Raw genomic sequence first — 19756 nt, forward strand, 5'->3', positions numbered from 1 at the left:
CAGTCCATTGAATAGGTAACAACCAACATAAAGATATGTGCGTATGATTGGTCATGCTACATATTATGCTTATAATCTGTAGTAACGTTTGTTTTGTAGGGGTGACGTTTCGTCACCCGTTGTTACAATTACAAATTGATGATTTGTGGCAATTCATGAAGGGATGTCGGGGACGCCATCCCCTACAGAAGTATACGCCAACGTACTGTCATTCTGAGGAGAGTTTCGTAGCGACGAAGAATCCTTGGTTTTGCGGTCGATTCGTGAATCGCCCCTACAAGTGTAATGTATTTTAGGTTTTGATTTTTGTAGGGAGCGATGCCCTCATCGCTCAGCAACTACACATTATATAAATGATCCTATTTTTCTTATTTTACTTCCATATAAAAGCAAAAAGAGCAGGGATATCATATCCCCACTCTCTTATGGTTATTTCTTAGATCATATCGTCTTCATCCATGCTAAACACAGTATCGTCATCAATCAACATAGGTTCATTTTCATGACCTTCTTGGACAACTTCTACGTTACGGTATCTATGCATACCAGTACCAGCAGGAATCAATTTACCAATGATTACATTTTCTTTCAGGCCAATCAATGGATCGATTTTGCCTTTGATTGCAGCTTCTGTCAAAACTCTTGTGGTTTCTTGGAAGGATGCAGCTGACAAGAAGGAATCTGTTGCCAAAGACGCTTTTGTAATACCCAAAAGAACTCTGGAGCCTTTTGCAGGTTCTTTGCCTTCTGCTTCCAATTCTGCATTTGTATCTTCATATGTCAACCAGTCAATCAAGCTACCAGGCAAGAATTCGGTATCACCGTTTTCTTCAATTTTCACACGTTTCAACATTTGACGTACAATTACTTCAATATGTTTATCGTTGATTTCTACCCCTTGCAAACGGTAAACTCGTTGCACTTCTTGGATGATATAATCTTGTACACCACGCAAACCTTTGATTTTCAAGATATCATGAGGGTTTACGCTACCTTCAGTGATTTCATCACCAGCTTCTACAACGTCACCGTCATATACTTTGATTCTGGAACCATAAGGAATAAGATAGTCTTTCACTTCACCTGTTTCAGGATTTGTGATGATGACTTCACGTTTTTTCTTAGTATCGCTGAGTGCGATTGTACCGCCAAATTCTGCAATGATTGCAAGACCTTTTGGCTTTCTTGCTTCAAAAAGTTCCTCAACACGAGGAAGACCTTGTGTGATGTCATCGCCGGCAATACCGCCAGTATGGAAAGTACGCATTGTCAATTGTGTACCAGGTTCACCGATGGATTGTGCTGCAATAATACCAACAGATTCCCCAATACGTACATAACGACCACTTGCCATATTTGCACCATAACATTTTGCACAAATACCCACTGTAGAACGACATGTCAAAACGGTACGAATCAAAACTTTTTTGATGCCAGCTTTTTCTACTTGTTCAGATTGATCAAATGAAATCATTGTGTCAGCAGGAACAATAATTTCACCTGTTTCCGGATGGATGATGTCCAAAACAGACCATCTACCACGGATTCTATCTTGCAATGCTTCGATGACTTCGTTGCCATCCATGAAAGCAGATACCCAAAGACCAGCAGGTTCTTTGCCAGATGTTTCGCCACAACAATCCCATTCACGGATGATGATATCTTGAGAAACGTCAACCAAACGACGTGTCAAGTAACCGGAATCGGCTGTTCTAAGAGCTGTATCGGTCAAACCTTTACGAGCACCATGGGCAGAAATGAAGTATTCCAATACAGAAAGACCTTCACGGAAGTTAGCCTTGATTGGCAACTCGATGATACCACCAGATGGATTCGCCATCAAACCACGCATACCAGCCAATTGTTTGATCTGGCTGTTGGAACCACGGGCACCAGAGTTTGCCATCATATAGATGTTGTTGTATTTACCCAAACCAGCAAGCAAAGCAACTGTAATCTTATCATTTGCAATGTTCCATGCTTCGATAACTTTGTTATGACGTTCTTCGTCTGTCATCAAACCACGTCTGAATTTTCTTGTGATGATTTCCACTTTGTCTTCTGCTTCTGCCAAGTATTCTGGTTTTTCCTTTGGAATTTCCATATCGGATACAGAAACAGTCAAAGCTGCTCTTGTAGAGAATTTGTAACCCAAAACTTTGATTTTATCCAAAACAGCAGCAGTTTCCGTGGAACCACATCTATTGATACATCTGTTGATGATTTTACCAATTGCTTTTTTGTCTACCAAGAATGCAATTTCATAGTTGAAACGATCTTCCGGATCTTCACGGTCAACATAGCCCAAGTTTTGAGGTACTGCTTCATTGAAGAGTACACGACCTACAGTTGTACGCACCAAAGCAGATTGTTCCACACCGTCAAATGTCATGAATCGTTTTACTTTGATGACTTCGTGGAGTGCAATTGCTTTATTGTCATAAGCAAGCATAGCTTCTTTTTCATCTTTAAACACTTTGATGACCAAGTCGCCTTTTGCTTTGATAACATTGCCTTCTGCATCCAACAAATCTTCTTCGTAAACTGCATTGAGGTCTTCTCTTTCCAATGTCAAGTAGTACATACCCAAAATCATATCCTGAGAAGGTACTGTTACAGGTGCACCATCAGAAGGTTTGAGCAAGTTGTTTGGAGCCAACAAGAGGAATCTACATTCTGCTTGTGCTTCCACAGACAAAGGAACGTGAACCGCCATTTGGTCACCATCGAAGTCAGCGTTGTAAGCTGTACAAACCAATGGATGCAATTTGATAGCACGACCTTCTACAAGGATTGGTTCAAATGCTTGGATACCCAATCTATGAAGTGTTGGTGCTCTATTCAACATAACAGGATGCTCTCTAATGACTTCTTCAAGAATATCCCAAACTTCTGGTTGCAAACGTTCTACCATTCTCTTAGCGGATTTGATGTTGTGTGCCAAATCATCTTCCACCAATTTTTTCATTACAAATGGTTTGAACAATTCAATTGCCATTTCTTTTGGCAAACCACATTGATAAATCTTAAGTTCTGGTCCAACAACGATAACAGAACGTCCAGAATAGTCAACACGTTTACCCAAAAGATTTTGACGGAAACGACCTTGTTTCCCTTTGAGCATATCGGACAAAGATTTCAAAGCACGGTTACCAGGACCTGTTACAGGTCTACCACGTCTACCATTGTCAATCAAAGCATCTACAGCTTCTTGGAGCATTCTTTTTTCATTACGAACGATGATATCAGGTGCACCCAAGTCAAGCAAACGTTTCAAACGGTTATTTCTATTAATAACACGTCTGTACAAGTCATTCAAATCACTTGTAGCAAAACGTCCACCATCCAATTGTACCATTGGACGGATATCTGGTGGAATGACTGGAATTGCATCCAAAATCATCCATTCTGGTTTGTTGCCAGAAACACGGAAGCTTTCAATAACTTCCAATTTTTTGATGATACGTACACGTTTTTGACCTGTAGCGTCCACCAAAGCTGCTTTCAACTCAACAGATTCTTTTTCCAAATCGATATCTGCCAAAAGTTGTTTGACTGCTTCTGCACCCATAGCTGCAACGAAACCATTGCTGCCATATTTGTCATAAGCTTCTCTATATTCTCTTTCGCTGAGGAGTTGTTTGTATTGCAAGTCTGTATCTTTTTTGTCCAATACAACATAAGAAGCGAAATACAAGATTTTTTCCAAAGATCTTGGGCTCATTGCCAAAATCAAACCCATTCTGGAAGGGATTCCTTTGAAGTACCAAATGTGAGAAACAGGAGCAGCCAATTCCACATGTCCCATTCTTTCACGTCTTACTTTTGCTTTGGTGACTTCAACGCCACAACGGTCACAAATTACACCTTTGAAACGGATTCTTTTGTATTTACCACAGTGACATTCCCAGTCTTTTGTAGGTCCAAATATTTTTTCACAGAACAAACCGTCTTTTTCAGGTTTCAATGTTCTGTAGTTGATTGTTTCGGGTTTTCTGACTTCCCCTCTTGACCAGTCACGGATTTTTTCTGGAGATGCCAAACCAATTTTAATGGAATCAAACACAATTCCTTGTTCTGCATTTTGTGTATTCATGGTATTGTTCCCTCCTTATTATTCTTCGTCTTCGTATTCTTCGTCAGAGAAATCGCTGAAATCATTATCTGCAAAGGAAACTGCACTCATCAATTCTTCTTCTGCAGATTCTGCTGCATCTTTTGTTTCATCTCCATCAAAAAGGAAACCAACCAATTCTTCTTCTGGTGATTCTTTGGCACGGTAAGCATCACGTTCCAAATCCTTAACATCGAAGTTTACATTGAAATCATCGCTATCATCAATGGATTCTCTGATTTCTACTTCTGTTTGGTCTTCACGAAGGACACGAATATCCAAACCTAAGGATTGCAATTCTTTGAGCAATACTTTGAAGGATTCAGGCACACCAGGTTCAGGAATATTTTCACCTTTGACAATTGCTTCATATGTTTTTACACGTCCAACGATATCATCGGATTTCACTGTCAAGATTTCTTGCAATGTGTAAGCTGCGCCATATGCTTCCAAAGCCCAAACTTCCATTTCACCGAAACGTTGTCCACCAAATTGCGCTTTACCACCAAGAGGTTGTTGTGTAACCAAGGAGTAAGGACCAGTGGATCTGGCATGGATTTTATCATCAACCAAATGGTGAAGTTTCAAGTAATGCATGAAGCCGATTGTAACTCTATTATCGAAGAAATCACCGCTTCTACCATCACGCAAGGATACTTTACCATCTCTGGAAAGAGCAACACCCTTCCATTCTTCTCTATGGTCACGGTTTGTGTACAATTCTTCAAATACATCACCTTGCAACAAGGGTTCCCATTTTTCAGCAAATTCTTCCCATTCTGTGTTGACATAGTCATTTGACATTTCCAATGTATCCATAATGTCAATTTCAGATGCACCATCAAATACAGGAGTGCTGATTTTCCAACCCAAAGCTTTAGAAGCCAAGGACAAGTGAGTTTCCAATACCTGACCGATATTCATACGTGAAGGAATACCCAAAGGATTCAATACGATATCCAAAGGTCTACCATTTGGCAAGAATGGCATATCTTCTACAGGAAGCACACGGGATACAACCCCTTTGTTACCATGTCGACCAGCCATTTTATCCCCAACAGAGATTTTTCTTTTTTGTGCAATATATACACGTACCAATTGGTTGACGCCAGGACCTACATCATCGCCATTTTCTCTTGTAAAGATTTTTACGTCAACGATAATACCTGTTTCACCATGAGGTACACGAAGGGATGTGTCACGCACTTCTCTTGCTTTTTCACCGAAGATTGCTCTCAAAAGTCTTTCTTCAGCAGTGAGTTCTGTTTCACCCTTAGGTGTAACTTTACCAACCAAAATATCATTTGGCAAAACTTCTGCACCGATACGAACAATACCACGTTCATCCAAATCTTTCAAAGCATCATCACCAACATTTGGAATGTCTCTTGTGATTTCTTCAGGTCCCAATTTGGTATCTCTGGAGTCTGCTTCAAATTCATTGATATGGATGGATGTATATACATCTTCTTGTACCAGTTTTTCACTCAAAAGTACAGCATCTTCATAGTTGTAACCTTCCCAAGTCATGAAACCGATGAGAGGGTTTTTACCAAGTGCCAATTCACCTTTATCTGTGGATGCACCATCAGCAATGATTTGGTCTGCTTCTACTGTATCACCAACACTGATGATTGGTTTTTGGTTCAAGCATGTACTTTGGTTACTTCTTTGGTATTTGATGAGTTTGTAGCGATCTCTACCGCCATCTTCTTTACGAATTACAATTTCATCAGCAGAAACACGTTCTGCAACACCAGCATTGTCTGCAATGACACAGATACCAGAGTCTTTTGCTGTTTTATGTTCCATACCTGTCCCAACGATTGGAGAATCTGTTACCATCAAAGGTACTGCTTGACGTTGCATGTTGGAACCCATAAGAGCACGGTTCGCATCATCATTTTCCAAGAACGGAATCAAAGCTGTCGCAACAGATACCATTTGTTTTGGAGAAACGTCCATCAATTGGATTTGGCTTTCATCAATTTGAATGATTTCTTCTTTGAATCGACCAGATACTTTTTTATGCAAGAAGTGACCTTCTTCATCCAAAGGTTCATTCGCTTGTGCAACATGGTAGATTTCTTCTTCGTCAGCAGTTACATAAATGAAGTTATCTGTTACACGAGGTCTATCTCCACTGTGATCTACTGTTCTATAAGGAGCTTCAATGAAGCCATATTCGTTGATTCTTGCAAAAGTTGCCAATGTATTGATCAAACCGATGTTAGGACCTTCAGGTGTTTCAATTGGACACATTCTACCATAATGAGAGTGGTGAACGTCACGAACTTCGAAACCAGCACGTTCTCTGGACAAACCACCAGGACCCAATGCAGACAAACGACGTTTGTGTGTCAATTCAGACAAAGGATTGTTTTGATCCATAAATTGAGACAATTGAGAGCTACCAAAGAATTCTTTGATTGCTGCTGTTACAGGACGTACATTGATCAACACTTGTGGTGTGACTGCTGCAATGTCTTGTGTGGTCATACGTTCACGTACAACTCTTTCCATACGGGACAAACCAATACGGAATTGATTTTGCAACAATTCACCTACAGAACGAATACGTCTATTGCCCAAATGGTCAATATCGTCTACATTACCAAAACCATATTCTAAATGCAATACATAGTTGATGGAAGCAAAGATATCTTCCAATGTAATGTGTTTTGGCAACAATTCGTGGATGTTTTGTTTGATGGCTGCTGCAACTTCTTCTGCTGTTTGGTATTCTTCCAAAATACGAACCAACAAAGGATAGTATACATTTTCTTTGATGCCAAGATCAGCACCTGTCAAGCCAAATTCTTCAATATATGCATCGATATCAACAGCTTGGTTGCTGAGTACTTTCAATGTTCTATCGTCTTCAATTTGAATCATTACAGAAGGAACACCTGTGTTTTGGATGATGTCACACATTTCCATATCCAATTTCAAGCCAGCTTCTGCAACCACTTCACCAGTCATAGGATCTACAACAGATTCTGCCAAAACTGCACCACGGATTCTGTTTCTAAATGCCAATTTTTTATTGAATTTGTAACGTCCTACTTTTGCCAAATCGTATCTCTTTGGATCAAAGAACATACCGTCAAGCAAAGATTTGGAGCTTTCCACTGTAGGTGGTTCACCTGGACGCAATTTTTTGTAAATTTCAATCAAACCTTCTTCGTAGCTTTTTGCAATGTCTTTTTCAAGTGTAGCAACGATTTTAGGGTCATCGCCAAACATTTCCAAAATAGCTGCATCAGAACCAACACCCATAGCACGAATCAAAACAGTTACAGGTACTTTTCTTGTACGGTCAACACGTACATAGAAGATATCGTTGGAATCTGTTTCGTATTCCAACCAAGCACCTCTGTTTGGAATCACTGTGGAAGAATGCAATTTTTTACCTACTTTATCAAAGTCAGATGCATAGTATATCCCTGGAGAACGTACCAATTGACTTACGATAACACGTTCTGCACCATTGATGATGAAAGTACCTGTGTCGGTCATCATTGGGAAATCACCCATGAAAATCTCTTGTTCTTTCATATAGTCAATCTCTTTGTTGTAGAGTATAGCAGTTACTTTCAAAGCAGCGCCATAATTTGCATCTCTTTCTTTACACTCTTCAACGGAATATTTGGGTTCAGAATCCAAAGTAAAACCCGTGAATTCCAATACCAAGTTTCCACTGAAGTCTGTAATTGGAGAAATGTCTTCAAATACTTCATTGAGTCCTTCTTTCAAAAACCATTGGTAGCTGTTTTTTTGCACTTCAATCAGATTGGGCATTTCCAAAACTTCATTGATTTTGGAATAGCTCTTTCTTTTTGCGTCGCCAAAACGGAGTGCATGAATTCTTTTTTTGTCCATCTTGTCACCTCTCGTAATCCTATTCGCCCGACAAAACATATTTACCAAATAGAGTCCTGCTCAAAGCAGACAGTTGTCCACCTTAGGCAGCCTTACATAAGAAAGCACAAAATCCCCATTGTTTCCTTATGTAAGACCACCTGAAACATAGTCCTTCGTCAAACACTTTACAAAAAAATACAGAATCCCAGAAACAAAGTTAGACCTTTGCATGCGCTACCTTTGATCAGTAGTCATGGCAAAAGCCTCTTACATTTTGGTATTCTATTTCAATATTTGTGCAAGTTTTCCACAAAAAGACACTCTATATCGTTACGCATATATTGGCAATCCCCTAAGCCGTAAAATGAAGTTTTTTGGTGAAATTTATCACTTTTGAAAAAATACTGTTGAATTTTTCATTTTACTATGCTATACTACTTTTATCTTGGGTGATTGCCCTCATTTCCTTTAATGCGAAGAATATTTTACCATAGTATTATCCAGGCTGTCAAGCCTTTTTTTATTGCTTTTCCTTTATATTTCTTACGTTTTTCGAAAAACCCGTGTCATAACCCCTGTTTTGTTATATGCGCTTCATTTTTTTACCATTTCCTTCTATTTTTCACATCTGCAAACGTCTATGTTCTCTCGCAACACTTCCAATTGCATTTTGCAACAAAAGTAAATTCAAACAACAAAACCATTTATTTTCACAAAAATTTCATGAAATAACACCATATTCAAACCACAGCATTTTCCTCAACTTTGTGAATTATTTTTGTACTTTTTCATGTACAATTTATTTGTACTTTCGTAAAATTCATTTTTTTGGTACACTATAGAAAAGTTTTGAGACACGTTCACAGAAAGAAGGCTATTCATGGCAAAAGTAAACTACCACTTGCAATTGGAAGAAACCATAAAACAAATGGAAACCACTGGTACCACTCCAACTTTATTGCTTCACAGTTGTTGTGCTCCATGTTCTTCCTATATATTGGAATATTTATCCCAATATTTTGCAATCACAGTGTTTTATTACAATCCAAACATTGCACCAAAAGCAGAATTCCAATTTCGTAGCCAAGAACAGCAACGCTTGATTGGAGAATTGCCACAAAAACACCCCATTACTTATATAGAAGGAACTTATGATTCTGAACGCTTTTATGCGTTGGCAAAAGGTTTGGAAAATGAGCCTGAAGGTGGTGAGCGTTGCAGACGTTGCTTCCAATTGCGTTTGGAAGAAGCGGCACTATTGGCACAAAAAGGAGATTTTGATTTCTTTACCACCACACTTTCCATTAGCCCACACAAAAACGCTAGTGTACTCAATGGAATTGGAGAAACCCTTTCCAAAGAATATGGTGTATCTTATCTATATTCTGATTTTAAGAAAAAAAATGGCTATAGACGTTCCTGTGAACTGTCGCAGCTATATGATATGTACCGTCAAGATTACTGTGGTTGTGTGTTTTCCAAAGCAGAATCCGAAGCACGCAAACAACTTTCTACCCCAAATGAATAGGAGACAATTATGCGATACAATGAATTGATTTTATACAAAAATTTATCCACACAATCTGTTTTGCAAGATATGGATTTCATTATTGAGAATGTGGGTATCAAAGATGCAACTGAATTGAAGCCACTACTTTTTGATTGCATTCATAAAATTTTGGAAGTGTCTGATGCTCGTGGTTTTTCTGGTGATTTATGGAAAACATATTTGACCTATCTATTGGTGGCAGATGAAAATACATATAGCAAGTCCTGTGAAATCGTTGGAAATGTAGAAGGTAGCATCAACAAAGCTACTCTACATGATTTACAAATTATCAAAGAATATTTCGATTATGATTTGCAAACCCTTGGCAATCGTCTGGGTGTCGGTGCCATTTCCTTATTATATGGATATGTTCCAGTGAAAAGCTCCAAAAAGTTGTTCAACACTCGCATTCGTGATCGCATTTGCAATTTATCCAAAGAATTGGAATCACAAGATGATGTGGCAGCTTTCAAAGACACACTGACCCATTTCTACAAAGAATATGGTGTTGGTCAAATTGGTTTGCACAAAGCATTTCGTGTGAATCACATTCAACACAAAACCACCATTGAACCCATCACCAACATCACTCATGTGCACTTGGATGATTTGGTTGGTTATGAAATTCCAAAGCAACGTTTGATTGACAACACTGAAGCCTTCATTAAAGGTAAAAAATCCAACAATTGCTTGCTTTTTGGTGATGCTGGAACTGGCAAATCCACTTGTATCAAAGCAATTCTCAACCAATATTATGGTGATGGTTTGCGTATCATTGAAGTGTATAAGCACCAATTCCAATATTTGAATGATGTCATTGCACAAGTAAAAAACAGAAATTATAAATTTATTATCTATATGGATGATTTGTCTTTTGAAGAATTTGAAGTGGAATATAAGTATTTGAAAGCCATTATTGAAGGTGGCTTGGAAAAGAAACCTGCCAATGTTTTGATTTATGCAACTTCCAATCGTCGTCATTTGATTCGTGAAGAATTTGGTGATCGCCAAGGTATGAAGGAAGATTTGCATCCAACAGACACTGTTCAAGAAAAACAATCTCTTTCAGCTCGTTTTGGAGAACCGATTTACTTCAGACAACCAAATCCAGAAGAATTCAAAGAAATTGTGCGTGTTTTGGCAAACCGTAATCACATCACAATGGAAGATGATCAGTTGATGGATACCCTCAACAAATGGCAAATGAGTCGTGGTGGTAAATCCGGTAGAGCTGCCCAACAATTCATTGACCACCTATTGGGAACCGTTACAGAATAATGAGCAAAAGGATGATATACCCACAATATGTCATCCTTTTTTATACTTTTTGAATGGGTATCAACAACGAATGACCCGCTTTTATGTTCGTAGAATTCATATCATTTGCTTTCATAATGGAATCAACCATATGTTCGGTTTTGACATCAGCTGATTTGTATTCTTCTGCCAAATCCCAAAGGGTATCCCCCACTGAAATTTCCACTTGTTTGTATACAGTTCTGGTTTGTATTACAGGTTCACTACCAAACACCAAAACCCCAAAGGATATGGTAACCATAACTGTCAAAACCACTGTTAAAATCAAATAAGTTAATTTTCTGCTTCTCATATTTCCACTCCTTTTCTCAATTCACTTTACGAACATATATTTTATTTTATGCGAACACCTATTCTTATTTATATTCACATAATATCAGAACATATATTCTTTGTCAATAATTTTTTTAAAAAATTACGAACATAGGTTTGATTTCATAGAATATCTGTGCTATACTGTACAAAAGAGCATTATATTGATACAAAATGAAAAGAAATTTTAGTTTCTCTATATAAAAGGAGTGAATATATGAGTGATTTGTCCAACAAACAAACCCAGATATTGGAATATATGAAGCAAGAAGTACGTGAAAAGGGGTATCCACCTTCTGTTCGTGAAATTTGTGAAGCAGTTGGTTTGAAATCCACCTCAACTGTACATGGGCATTTGGCTCGTTTGGAAAAGAAAGGGCTCATCCGACGTGACCCTACCAAACCACGTGCCATTGAGATTTTGGATGATTTCCAAACAGATTCTGTCCAACGTGAATTTGTCAATGTTCCTATTGTAGGTAACATCACTGCTGGTGTGCCGATTTTGGCTGTAGAAAATATTGAAGACTCGTTTCCAATTCCAGTGGATTACATACACAATGACAATGTGTTTATGTTGAAAGTACGTGGCGAAAGTATGATTGAAGCAGGTATTTTTGACAAAGACTTGATTTTGGTGCGTCAACAAAATACAGCAAATAATGGCGATATTGTTGTGGCTTTGATTGAAGATTTTGCAACTGTAAAAACCTTCTATCGTGAAGATGGTTTCATTCGTTTGCAACCAGAAAACGCTTCCATGTCCCCTATTATTGTACGTGATGTCACCATTTTGGGTAAAGTTACTGGCTTATTTAGAAAATTCTAAGGAGGAAATCCATGCATCATTATATCAAAGTGGCAGCAGCTGTTCCTCGTTTGCGTGTAGCAGACTGTCCATATAACCAAGAAGAAATTTTGAATTGTGTCGCTTCTGCTCAGGCAGATGGTGTGAAAATATTGACTTTCCCTGAACTTTGTGTTACAGGATACACTTGTGCTGATTTATTCTTCCAAAACCCTTTGATTTTGGCAGCTGAACAAAGCATTGCAACCATCGCAGAAGAAACCAAAGATTTGGATATGCTCATTTTATTGGGTGCTCCTATTTTGTTGGATAACCAAACCTTCAATTGTGGTGTTATGTTGCATAAAGGTAAATTATTGGGTATTGTACCAAAAACCCTTTTGCCAAATTACAGTGAATTTTACGAAGAACGCTGGTTCTCTTGTGCACACGATTTGATTTCCGAAGAAATGACATATGCTGGTCAATTGGTTCCCATTGGTGCTGATTTGATTTTTGATGCAGAAAATGTACCTTATTTGAAAGTTGGTGTTGAAATTTGTGAAGACCTTTGGGGACCTATTCCACCAAGTTCTTACTTGAGTTTGTATGGTGCAACGGTATTGCTCAATCCTTCTGCCAGCAATGAATTGGTTGCCAAAGGTGATTATCGTCACAAATTAGTGGCTCAACAATCTTCACGTTGTATCGCTTCCTATGTATATGCTTCTGCTGGCATTGGCGAATCCACACAAGACACCGTCTATAGTGGTCATAGTGTGCTTTACGAAAATGGTGTATTCCTTGGGGAATCTGATTCCTTCTCACGTGAAAACCAAGTAATTTCAGCCCATGTGGATTTGGAATTGTTGGCAACAGAACGTAGAAAACACACCACTTTCTCCACACAACTGTCTGATGTTTCTGGTCAAAGATATTATAGAGAAATCAAATTCCAAATGGGTAATGAAGAAATGATTGGATTCAAACGTCCACTTTCTGCAAAACCTTTCATTCCAGAAGATGCAAAAACCTTGGATGAACGTTGTCAAAGCATTTTCATGATTCAAGCAACTGGTTTGGCTAGAAGATTTGAACACACACATTCCAAAACTTTGGTCATTGGTATTTCTGGTGGTTTGGATTCCACATTGGCTTTGTTGGTAGCAGTGCAGGCTTGTGATTACTTGGGTGTTTCCAGAGATCATATTCTTGCTGTAACAATGCCTGGATTTGGTACCACAGATAGAACCTATCAAAACGCTTTGACGTTGATGAAAACCCTTGGTGTCACCATGAAAGAAATTTCCATCAGCGCTGCTGCAATGCAACACTTTGCAGATATTGAACACGATTCAAGCATTCATGATGTGACATATGAAAACACGCAAGCACGTGAACGTACTCAAATTTTGATGGATTTGGCAAATAAAACAGGTGGTTTGGTTGTCGGTACAGGTGATTTATCTGAACTTGCATTGGGTTGGGCTACTTACAATGGTGACCATATGTCTATGTATGGTGTCAATGGTGGTGTACCAAAAACCTTGGTGCGTGTATTGGTGAATTGGGTTGCTTCCAAAAACACATTGGGTGCTGAAGCATCTGAAGTTTTGTTGGATGTTTTGGACACACCTGTCAGCCCTGAATTGTTGCCACCTGATGAAAATGGCAATATCAATCAAAAAACAGAAGACCTTGTAGGCCCTTATGAATTGCATGACTTCTTCTTATTCCAAGTCATTCGTTTCGGTTTTTCACCTACAAAGATTTTATTCCTAGCAGAAATCGCATTTGCTGGTGCATATGATCGTGAAACATTGTTGAAATGGTTGAAGAATTTCTATCGCAGATTCTTTGCGCAACAATTCAAACGTTCTTGCTTGCCCGATGGTCCAAAAGTAGGTGCTTTGTGCTTATCTCCTCGTGGTGATTGGAGAATGCCTACCGATGCTTCCAATCGTGTTTGGATGGATGAAGTAGAAAAGTTGTAATCAATTGCATATCTGCATAGAAAAAGAAGTGGTTGCAATACCACTCCTTTTGTACATTTATTTTATCTTTGGCAAATGTTTATTTTGTGTAGTGGCTGTTCATTACGGGTGCTCACATAGGAACGCCCCTACAAGTACATCATTATGGTTTTGGTTTTTGTAGGTGCGCCCAGTGGTCGCCCGTTTTATATCACATATTCGTCAAATATAAATAATCTGCCTATTACCTTCACCTTTCTATTTCTTCCCATCATATCTTCAAAATGCAATTCTTTGACCTGATTCATTCCAAATGAGGGTTTCTTCATCTGGCAATGCATGACGCTTTGCTCCTTGGACTGCCATTTTATGATACATAAATCTATCGTCTTCTGGTGATGGCAAATGGTACATAACAATGGTTTTGGCATGTATTTGTTCACGTAAAATGCGTCTACCCACTGCATTGTTGTAAAAAATAGGTGTTACAAATACAATGTCTGCAACAAAATCCTTTGCTGCTTGAAAATCCGATTCATAGCAGTCTGCATCTGCCAAAAAAGCAAGTTTTTGACCACCAATTTCCAAGGAAATACATTGATTTGGCACATGATGAAAACGTTCATCCACATGTCTTGTGGTCATAATCCGCAAAGTAATATCTGATTCCAACGTAGCACAACCTGCTGCATCCAATGTGATTTTTTTATCTTCATACATTTGGACTTGTTCTTCCAAACCTTTTGTATCATCCACTGGTGGAAATAAAACACCTTTTACTTGATTTTTCTCTAAATACTGATTTACATAAGGTGCATAATAATGGTCATAATGAGAATGGGTAAACAACAAATAGTCTATATTTCCAAGTTCACCTTTTCCTTGTTGCATGGTATTCCAAGCCCAATCTGGCAACTGGCTGAAATTCCCACCCAAATCTTTATACAACCCATCTATTAAAATACGAATACCATTGTGCACCACAATGATTCCTGCATTGGACAACAAAATTGCAAAATTTTTATCTTCCATCCTATACTCCATCCTTTTTGGTCACTTTTCTTCTCTAATGTGCCAAATTATCCACGTTTTTCTTTATTTTAACTTATCACATATTTAACAAAATTTCTATCCTTTTTTCGTAAAGTTTTCATATAGTCAAAATCCACCTTCAGCACATTCCATAAAATCACAAACTCATATATTAGGATATAAGGTTGTTTTTTATGGGATTTGCACAAGTAATTTTTCTGCTTTTGGACACTTTTTGTCCCATATGCCATATATAATGAACAAAAACATGCAATTCTTTCTTGATTTTTATTGCACATAGCAGTATACTATATTTGAACGTTAGATAAATTCATACACCATTCACAAAGTCGATAGACTTACAACTTTACGATTTATGAGGAGGAAAATGATTATGGCTAAAAAAGTTCTTATGTTGGCTGGAGATTTTACAGAAGATTACGAAACAATGGTACCTTTCCAAGCAATGCAAATGTTGGGTTACCAAGTAGATGCTGTTTGTCCAGAAAAAAAAGCTGGTGACATCATCCGTACAGCAATTCACGATTTTGAAGGTGAACAAACATACTCCGAAAAAAGAGGTCACAACTTCGCTTTGACAGCTGATTTCGACGCTGTTGACGTTTCTACATACGAAGGTCTTTTCATTACTGGTGGACGTTCTCCTGAATATTTGAGATTGTATCCAAGAGTCATTGAAATTGTACAAGAATTCTTTGCTGCAAACAAACCAGTTGCTGCAATCTGCCATGGTCCTCAAATTTTGACAGCTTGTAACGTATTGGCTGGCAAAAAAGCAACTTGCTATCCTGCTTGTGGTCCTGATATCACATTGGCTGGTGGCGAATATGTAGAAGCTGCTGTGGATGCTGCTGTTGTGGATGGCAACTTGGTTACATCCCCTGCATGGCCTGGAGATTCCGCAATTGTTGCTGAATTCGTTAAATTGATGGGTGCTAAAATCGAAATCTAATTGATACATAAAGAGAAAGCCAACTCATATGAGCTGGCTTTTTTTGTTTCGTAAAATATTTATTTGCTGTGTGGTATGATAGCAAGAGTAGAACCTCTTGAGGCAAAGCCACAATGCCCTACAATTGCATAATTTCATACCGTGTGCTAAATATAAATATTCTTCTAACTTCTTCAATTTTATTTTTCTGGTTGGATATTTTCTTGAATCTTTCCAACAATATCTTCTTCTGTGAACAACACACATTGACGAATTGCATTTTTGATGGCTCTGGCATTGGAGCTACCATGCGCTTTTACCACCAATGCTTTCAAACCAATGAATGGTGCACCACCAACTGCATCTGCATCCAAGAATCCTTTGACATTTTGGAATGGTTTTTTCAAACATGCTGCCGCCAATTTATAAGCACCTTTTGTAATTTCACCTTTGATGATTTGGATCATGGTTTTTGCCATACCTTCAGACAATTTCAAAATGGTATTGCCTATAAAGCCATCACACACAAGGATTTCTACACCACCTGATGGAATATCACGAGGTTCTACATTGCCAATGAAGTTGATATTTTCTGTTTGTTCCAACAATTCATATGCTTCTTTGGTCAGTGCATTACCCTTTTCTTTTTCTGCACCAATGTTCACCAAACCAACAGAAGGACTTGTTTTGTGGAATACATTTTCCATATACACAGTACCCATTTTTGCAAATTGTTCCAAATATTGGGGTTTGCAATCCACATTTGCACCACTATCCAAAAGGAAGGTAAAGCCTGTTTTTGTTGGCAAGCAAGTTCCAAGTGCAGGTCTTTCCACACCAGGGATTCTACCAATAATCAACAAACCACCAGCCAAAATTGCACCTGTGCTACCAGCAGAAACGAAAGCATCACCTTTGCCTTCTTTCACCAATTTCAAACCAACCACCATAGAAGAATCTTTTTTTCTACGAATTGCAGAAGTTGGCACCTCATCTGTGCTGATGACTTCTGTTGCATTCACCACTTCAATGTATTCTTTGTTATAAGTATATTTTGCAAGTTCTGCATTGATTACATCTTCTGGACCAACCAATTTTACATTCACATTCAGCTCATTGACTGCATCCACAGCACCTTTGACAATTTCCACAGGTGCATTGTCGCCACCCATTGCATCCACAACTACACAAATTCTCTTTTCCATATCATCACCTATTTATCCTTATTTTTAAAGTTAAGTATACCTTGTTTTAGTATACACCCTTCTTATGTTCTACGCAAGAAAATAGGTGAAATAATAGGTGATGTAGAGATAAGATTCTTCGCCACTGCGAAACACTCCTCAGAATGACAGTGCAAATGCAAAATAGAATATAGTAAGCTTACAAGATGGTACAAATCAAACCGCCATTGCGTCGGCACTGGCGTTTATTCGTTTCACAAGATAATACAAATCAAACCGCCATTGCGTCGGCACTGGCGTTTATTCGTTTCACAAGATAATACAAATCAAACCGCCATTGCCTTCATTTACAATTTTCTGCAATGTTTCTGACAATTTCAACTGGGCATCTTCTGGCATACGATAAATCTTATTTTGCATACCATCAGAAACCATAGAATGCAATGTGCGTCCAAAGATATTCAAATCCCAAATCTTTTCAGGGTCTGTTTCGTAGTCTGCCAGCAAATTATCAATAAATTCTTTGGATTGTTCTTCATTGCCAATGATGGGTGCCACTTCTGTTTCCACATCTGCTTTGATGAGATGGATGGATTCCCCTTTTGCCTTCAATTTGATACCAAAACGACTCCCTTGTTTGAATACTTCTGGCTTTTCCAACTCAATTTCTTCAAAAATAGGTGATACCACACCATATCCTTTGCGCTTCACATCGCCCAATGCATGACTGATTTTATCGTATTCCTTTTTGGTTTCTGAAAGCATACGAATTGTGGAAATCAAACCATAATCATTTTCAATGGGAATATCCACTGTTTCACTTAAAATCTCATAGAATAAGCCATCTTTCATGGTCAATGCCACATTGGCAGCACCTTCACCAAGGGACATATCCTCCACAAATGCTTTTTGTAAAAATTCCATACCACCAAGAGTTGCAATGGCTTCTGGAACATCTGACAAGCAATCCACTTCCATCATCAAATTTTGTAATGATGCAAACAAATCCTGTTTCAACCAATGGTCATCTTCCAACAATTCCACCCAACTAGGGAATTGGAAACGAATTTCACGCATTGGGAACTGATACAACACATTTTGCAAAATATCACGCACATCATCAGCCTTCAATTGTGCCACATTCACAGGCAAAACAGGCACACCATATTCTTCCTCCATAGACTGTGCATAGGCAATGGTATATTCTCCATATGGCGATGCTGTATTCAGTAAAATCACAAATGGCTTACCCATTTCTTGCAATTCATGTATAACACGTGCTTCTGCTTCTATGTAACTTTCTCTTGGAATGTCGGTCACTGAACCATCTGTTGTCACCACAATGCCAATGGTAGAGTGGTCTGTAATCACCTTTTTGGTACCCATTTCTGCTGCTTCCAAAAATGGCATTGGTTGCTCTGACCAAGGTGTGTGTACCATCCTAGGCATTTGACCTTCCATGTGACCTTCTGCTTCTGGGACTAGATAACCAACACAATCAATCATACGCACACGCATATGTGTATGTTCTCCAAGCATAATCTCCACCGCTTCATTTGGCACAAACTTTGGTTCTGTGGTCATAATGGTTTTGCCAGATGCAGACTGTGGCAACTCATCCTTTGCACGTTCTCTCATATGCCCATCGGTCATATTGGGCAATACCATCAAATCCATAAAACGCTTGATGAAAGTGGATTTACCTGTACGCACTGGTCCCACCACTCCCAAATAAAAATCACCATTTGTCCGCTCCGCAATATCTTGATACATATCAAATTGTTCCATATACAAACCTCCTCCGATTGCAAAAGTATTCTCTGCCTTTTTTCCATACAACTATACGTATGCGAAAAGATTGTAGATTATGTATGCCAAAGGCTAAGATCCTTCGTTATGCTCAGGATGACAAAGCAGACACCCATCATGATACAAAAAATCAGCTGTCACACAGGCAACAACTGACTTTTGTTATCTTCTTTTTTTCGCCCAATCGGATAGACCTAAGCTGACCAAAATCCCCCGATTCACGTCCTCCATTATTCTATTGGTTTGTCCATTGTCCACATATACATCTATCAAATCCAATTGTGGATTTTCCAGCATATATGCTTTGCACACCTCAACCTGATTGGCAATGACATCTCGTTCGGTAATTTTGCCACTGTTTTCAGCAGATAGACGAGCATATATAACTGCCTGATACACTTTATTTGGCATTGTCATTCCTCCTATTCAGCAAAAAATGCACCCTACTGTTTGCAATGGTCAAAAATTATACCCCCTTCAGATAATGGGCAATACAATCTTCCATTGTAACATCTGTATTGGCAAAGCTAATTTTTACAACTGTTTTGCCATCCATATAACAATATGGATTTTTGATTTATTTGATATACTCACCCAAACGTTCTTCCTTTGTAGCATTGGCATCAATTTGAACCATATTTCGTTGCACAAGAGTGCTTCTATCTACAGTTCGTGGATCCATATTTTTCAGTTCTGTCATATCCATCATAAATTTTGCACCTCCTGTTCCATACATATGATTTTTACAAAAAATATGACAGAACAAATTGATATGTCCTGTCATATTCCCTTTCTTAATATTCTTCATTCACTATGTGGCTTTTATTTCAATTCACTTTACCTATGTATTTTGTACCTTTCTC

General features: G+C 38.4%; 12 protein-coding genes and 1 pseudogene. 5 read left to right on the forward strand and 8 right to left on the reverse strand.

The features are described 5' to 3' along the window. Positions 1-436 precede the first annotated feature (436 nt). Together rpoC and rpoB are read right to left on the reverse strand one after the other, a co-directional pair. Positions 437-4096 (reverse strand): DNA-directed RNA polymerase subunit beta', encoded by a 3660-nt coding sequence (gene rpoC / locus MJY40_RS10135; RefSeq protein WP_317854129.1) that lies wholly within the window; start codon positions 4094-4096, stop codon positions 437-439. 18 nt (positions 4097-4114) lie between these two features. Then, positions 4115-7996: a DNA-directed RNA polymerase subunit beta gene (gene rpoB / locus MJY40_RS10140; protein WP_317854130.1), complete on the reverse strand. Its 3882-nt coding sequence runs from the start codon at positions 7994-7996 to the stop codon at positions 4115-4117. A gap of 862 nt (positions 7997-8858) precedes the next feature. Between rpoB and MJY40_RS10145 the strand changes: the two genes are divergently transcribed. Continuing rightward, on the forward strand, positions 8859-9506 hold the full coding sequence (locus MJY40_RS10145) for an epoxyqueuosine reductase QueH (RefSeq protein ID WP_317854131.1): 648 nt from the start codon (positions 8859-8861) through the stop codon (positions 9504-9506). A gap of 9 nt (positions 9507-9515) precedes the next feature. Further along, the gene (locus MJY40_RS10150; protein WP_317854132.1) at positions 9516-10805 is read left to right on the forward strand and encodes an ATP-binding protein; all 1290 of its coding nucleotides are present in this window, start codon (positions 9516-9518) and stop codon (positions 10803-10805) included. Positions 10806-10845: 40 nt separating this feature from the next. On the opposite strand, the gene yneA is transcribed toward MJY40_RS10150, so the two are convergent. Further along, complete coding sequence (yneA, locus tag MJY40_RS10155) at positions 10846-11136, reverse strand: cell division suppressor protein YneA (protein WP_317854133.1); 291 nt, start codon at positions 11134-11136, stop codon at positions 10846-10848. 237 nt (positions 11137-11373) lie between these two features. On the opposite strand from yneA, the gene lexA reads away from it, so the two are divergent. Together lexA and MJY40_RS10165 are read left to right on the forward strand one after the other, a co-directional pair. Further along, positions 11374-11985: a transcriptional repressor LexA gene (gene lexA, locus MJY40_RS10160; protein WP_317854134.1), complete on the forward strand. Its 612-nt coding sequence runs from the start codon at positions 11374-11376 to the stop codon at positions 11983-11985. A gap of 11 nt (positions 11986-11996) precedes the next feature. Further along, complete coding sequence (locus tag MJY40_RS10165) at positions 11997-13937, forward strand: NAD(+) synthase (RefSeq protein WP_317854135.1); 1941 nt, start codon at positions 11997-11999, stop codon at positions 13935-13937. A gap of 258 nt (positions 13938-14195) precedes the next feature. Here MJY40_RS10165 and MJY40_RS10170 read toward each other — a convergent pair whose 3' ends face one another. Then, positions 14196-14948: an MBL fold metallo-hydrolase gene (locus MJY40_RS10170; protein ID WP_317854136.1), complete on the reverse strand. Its 753-nt coding sequence runs from the start codon at positions 14946-14948 to the stop codon at positions 14196-14198. Positions 14949-15342: 394 nt separating this feature from the next. Here MJY40_RS10170 and MJY40_RS10175 point away from each other — a divergent pair, with 394 nt between their 5' ends. Continuing rightward, positions 15343-15921 (forward strand): DJ-1/PfpI family protein, encoded by a 579-nt coding sequence (locus MJY40_RS10175; protein WP_317854137.1) that lies wholly within the window; start codon positions 15343-15345, stop codon positions 15919-15921. 179 nt (positions 15922-16100) lie between these two features. Here the strand turns inward: MJY40_RS10175 and plsX are convergent, their stop codons facing one another. From plsX to MJY40_RS15485, 4 genes and pseudogenes are all read right to left on the reverse strand, one after another. Then, positions 16101-17105, reverse strand: coding sequence for a phosphate acyltransferase PlsX (plsX, locus tag MJY40_RS10180; RefSeq protein ID WP_317854138.1), 1005 nt, complete (start codon positions 17103-17105; stop codon positions 16101-16103). A 288-nt stretch (positions 17106-17393) separates the two neighbouring features. Continuing rightward, on the reverse strand, positions 17394-18872 hold the full coding sequence (gene spoIVA / locus MJY40_RS10185) for a stage IV sporulation protein A (protein WP_317854139.1): 1479 nt from the start codon (positions 18870-18872) through the stop codon (positions 17394-17396). Positions 18873-19055: 183 nt separating this feature from the next. Then, the gene (locus MJY40_RS10190) at positions 19056-19304 is read right to left on the reverse strand and encodes a hypothetical protein (RefSeq protein WP_317854140.1); all 249 of its coding nucleotides are present in this window, start codon (positions 19302-19304) and stop codon (positions 19056-19058) included. Positions 19305-19359: 55 nt separating this feature from the next. Further along, positions 19360-19701, reverse strand: a pseudogene (locus MJY40_RS15485) (DUF6870 family protein). Positions 19702-19756: the final 55 nt, after the last annotated feature.

It is taken from the genome of Chakrabartyella piscis (genome assembly GCA_030067835.1).
GTDB lineage: Bacteria > Bacillota > Clostridia > Lachnospirales > Anaerotignaceae > Chakrabartyella > Chakrabartyella piscis.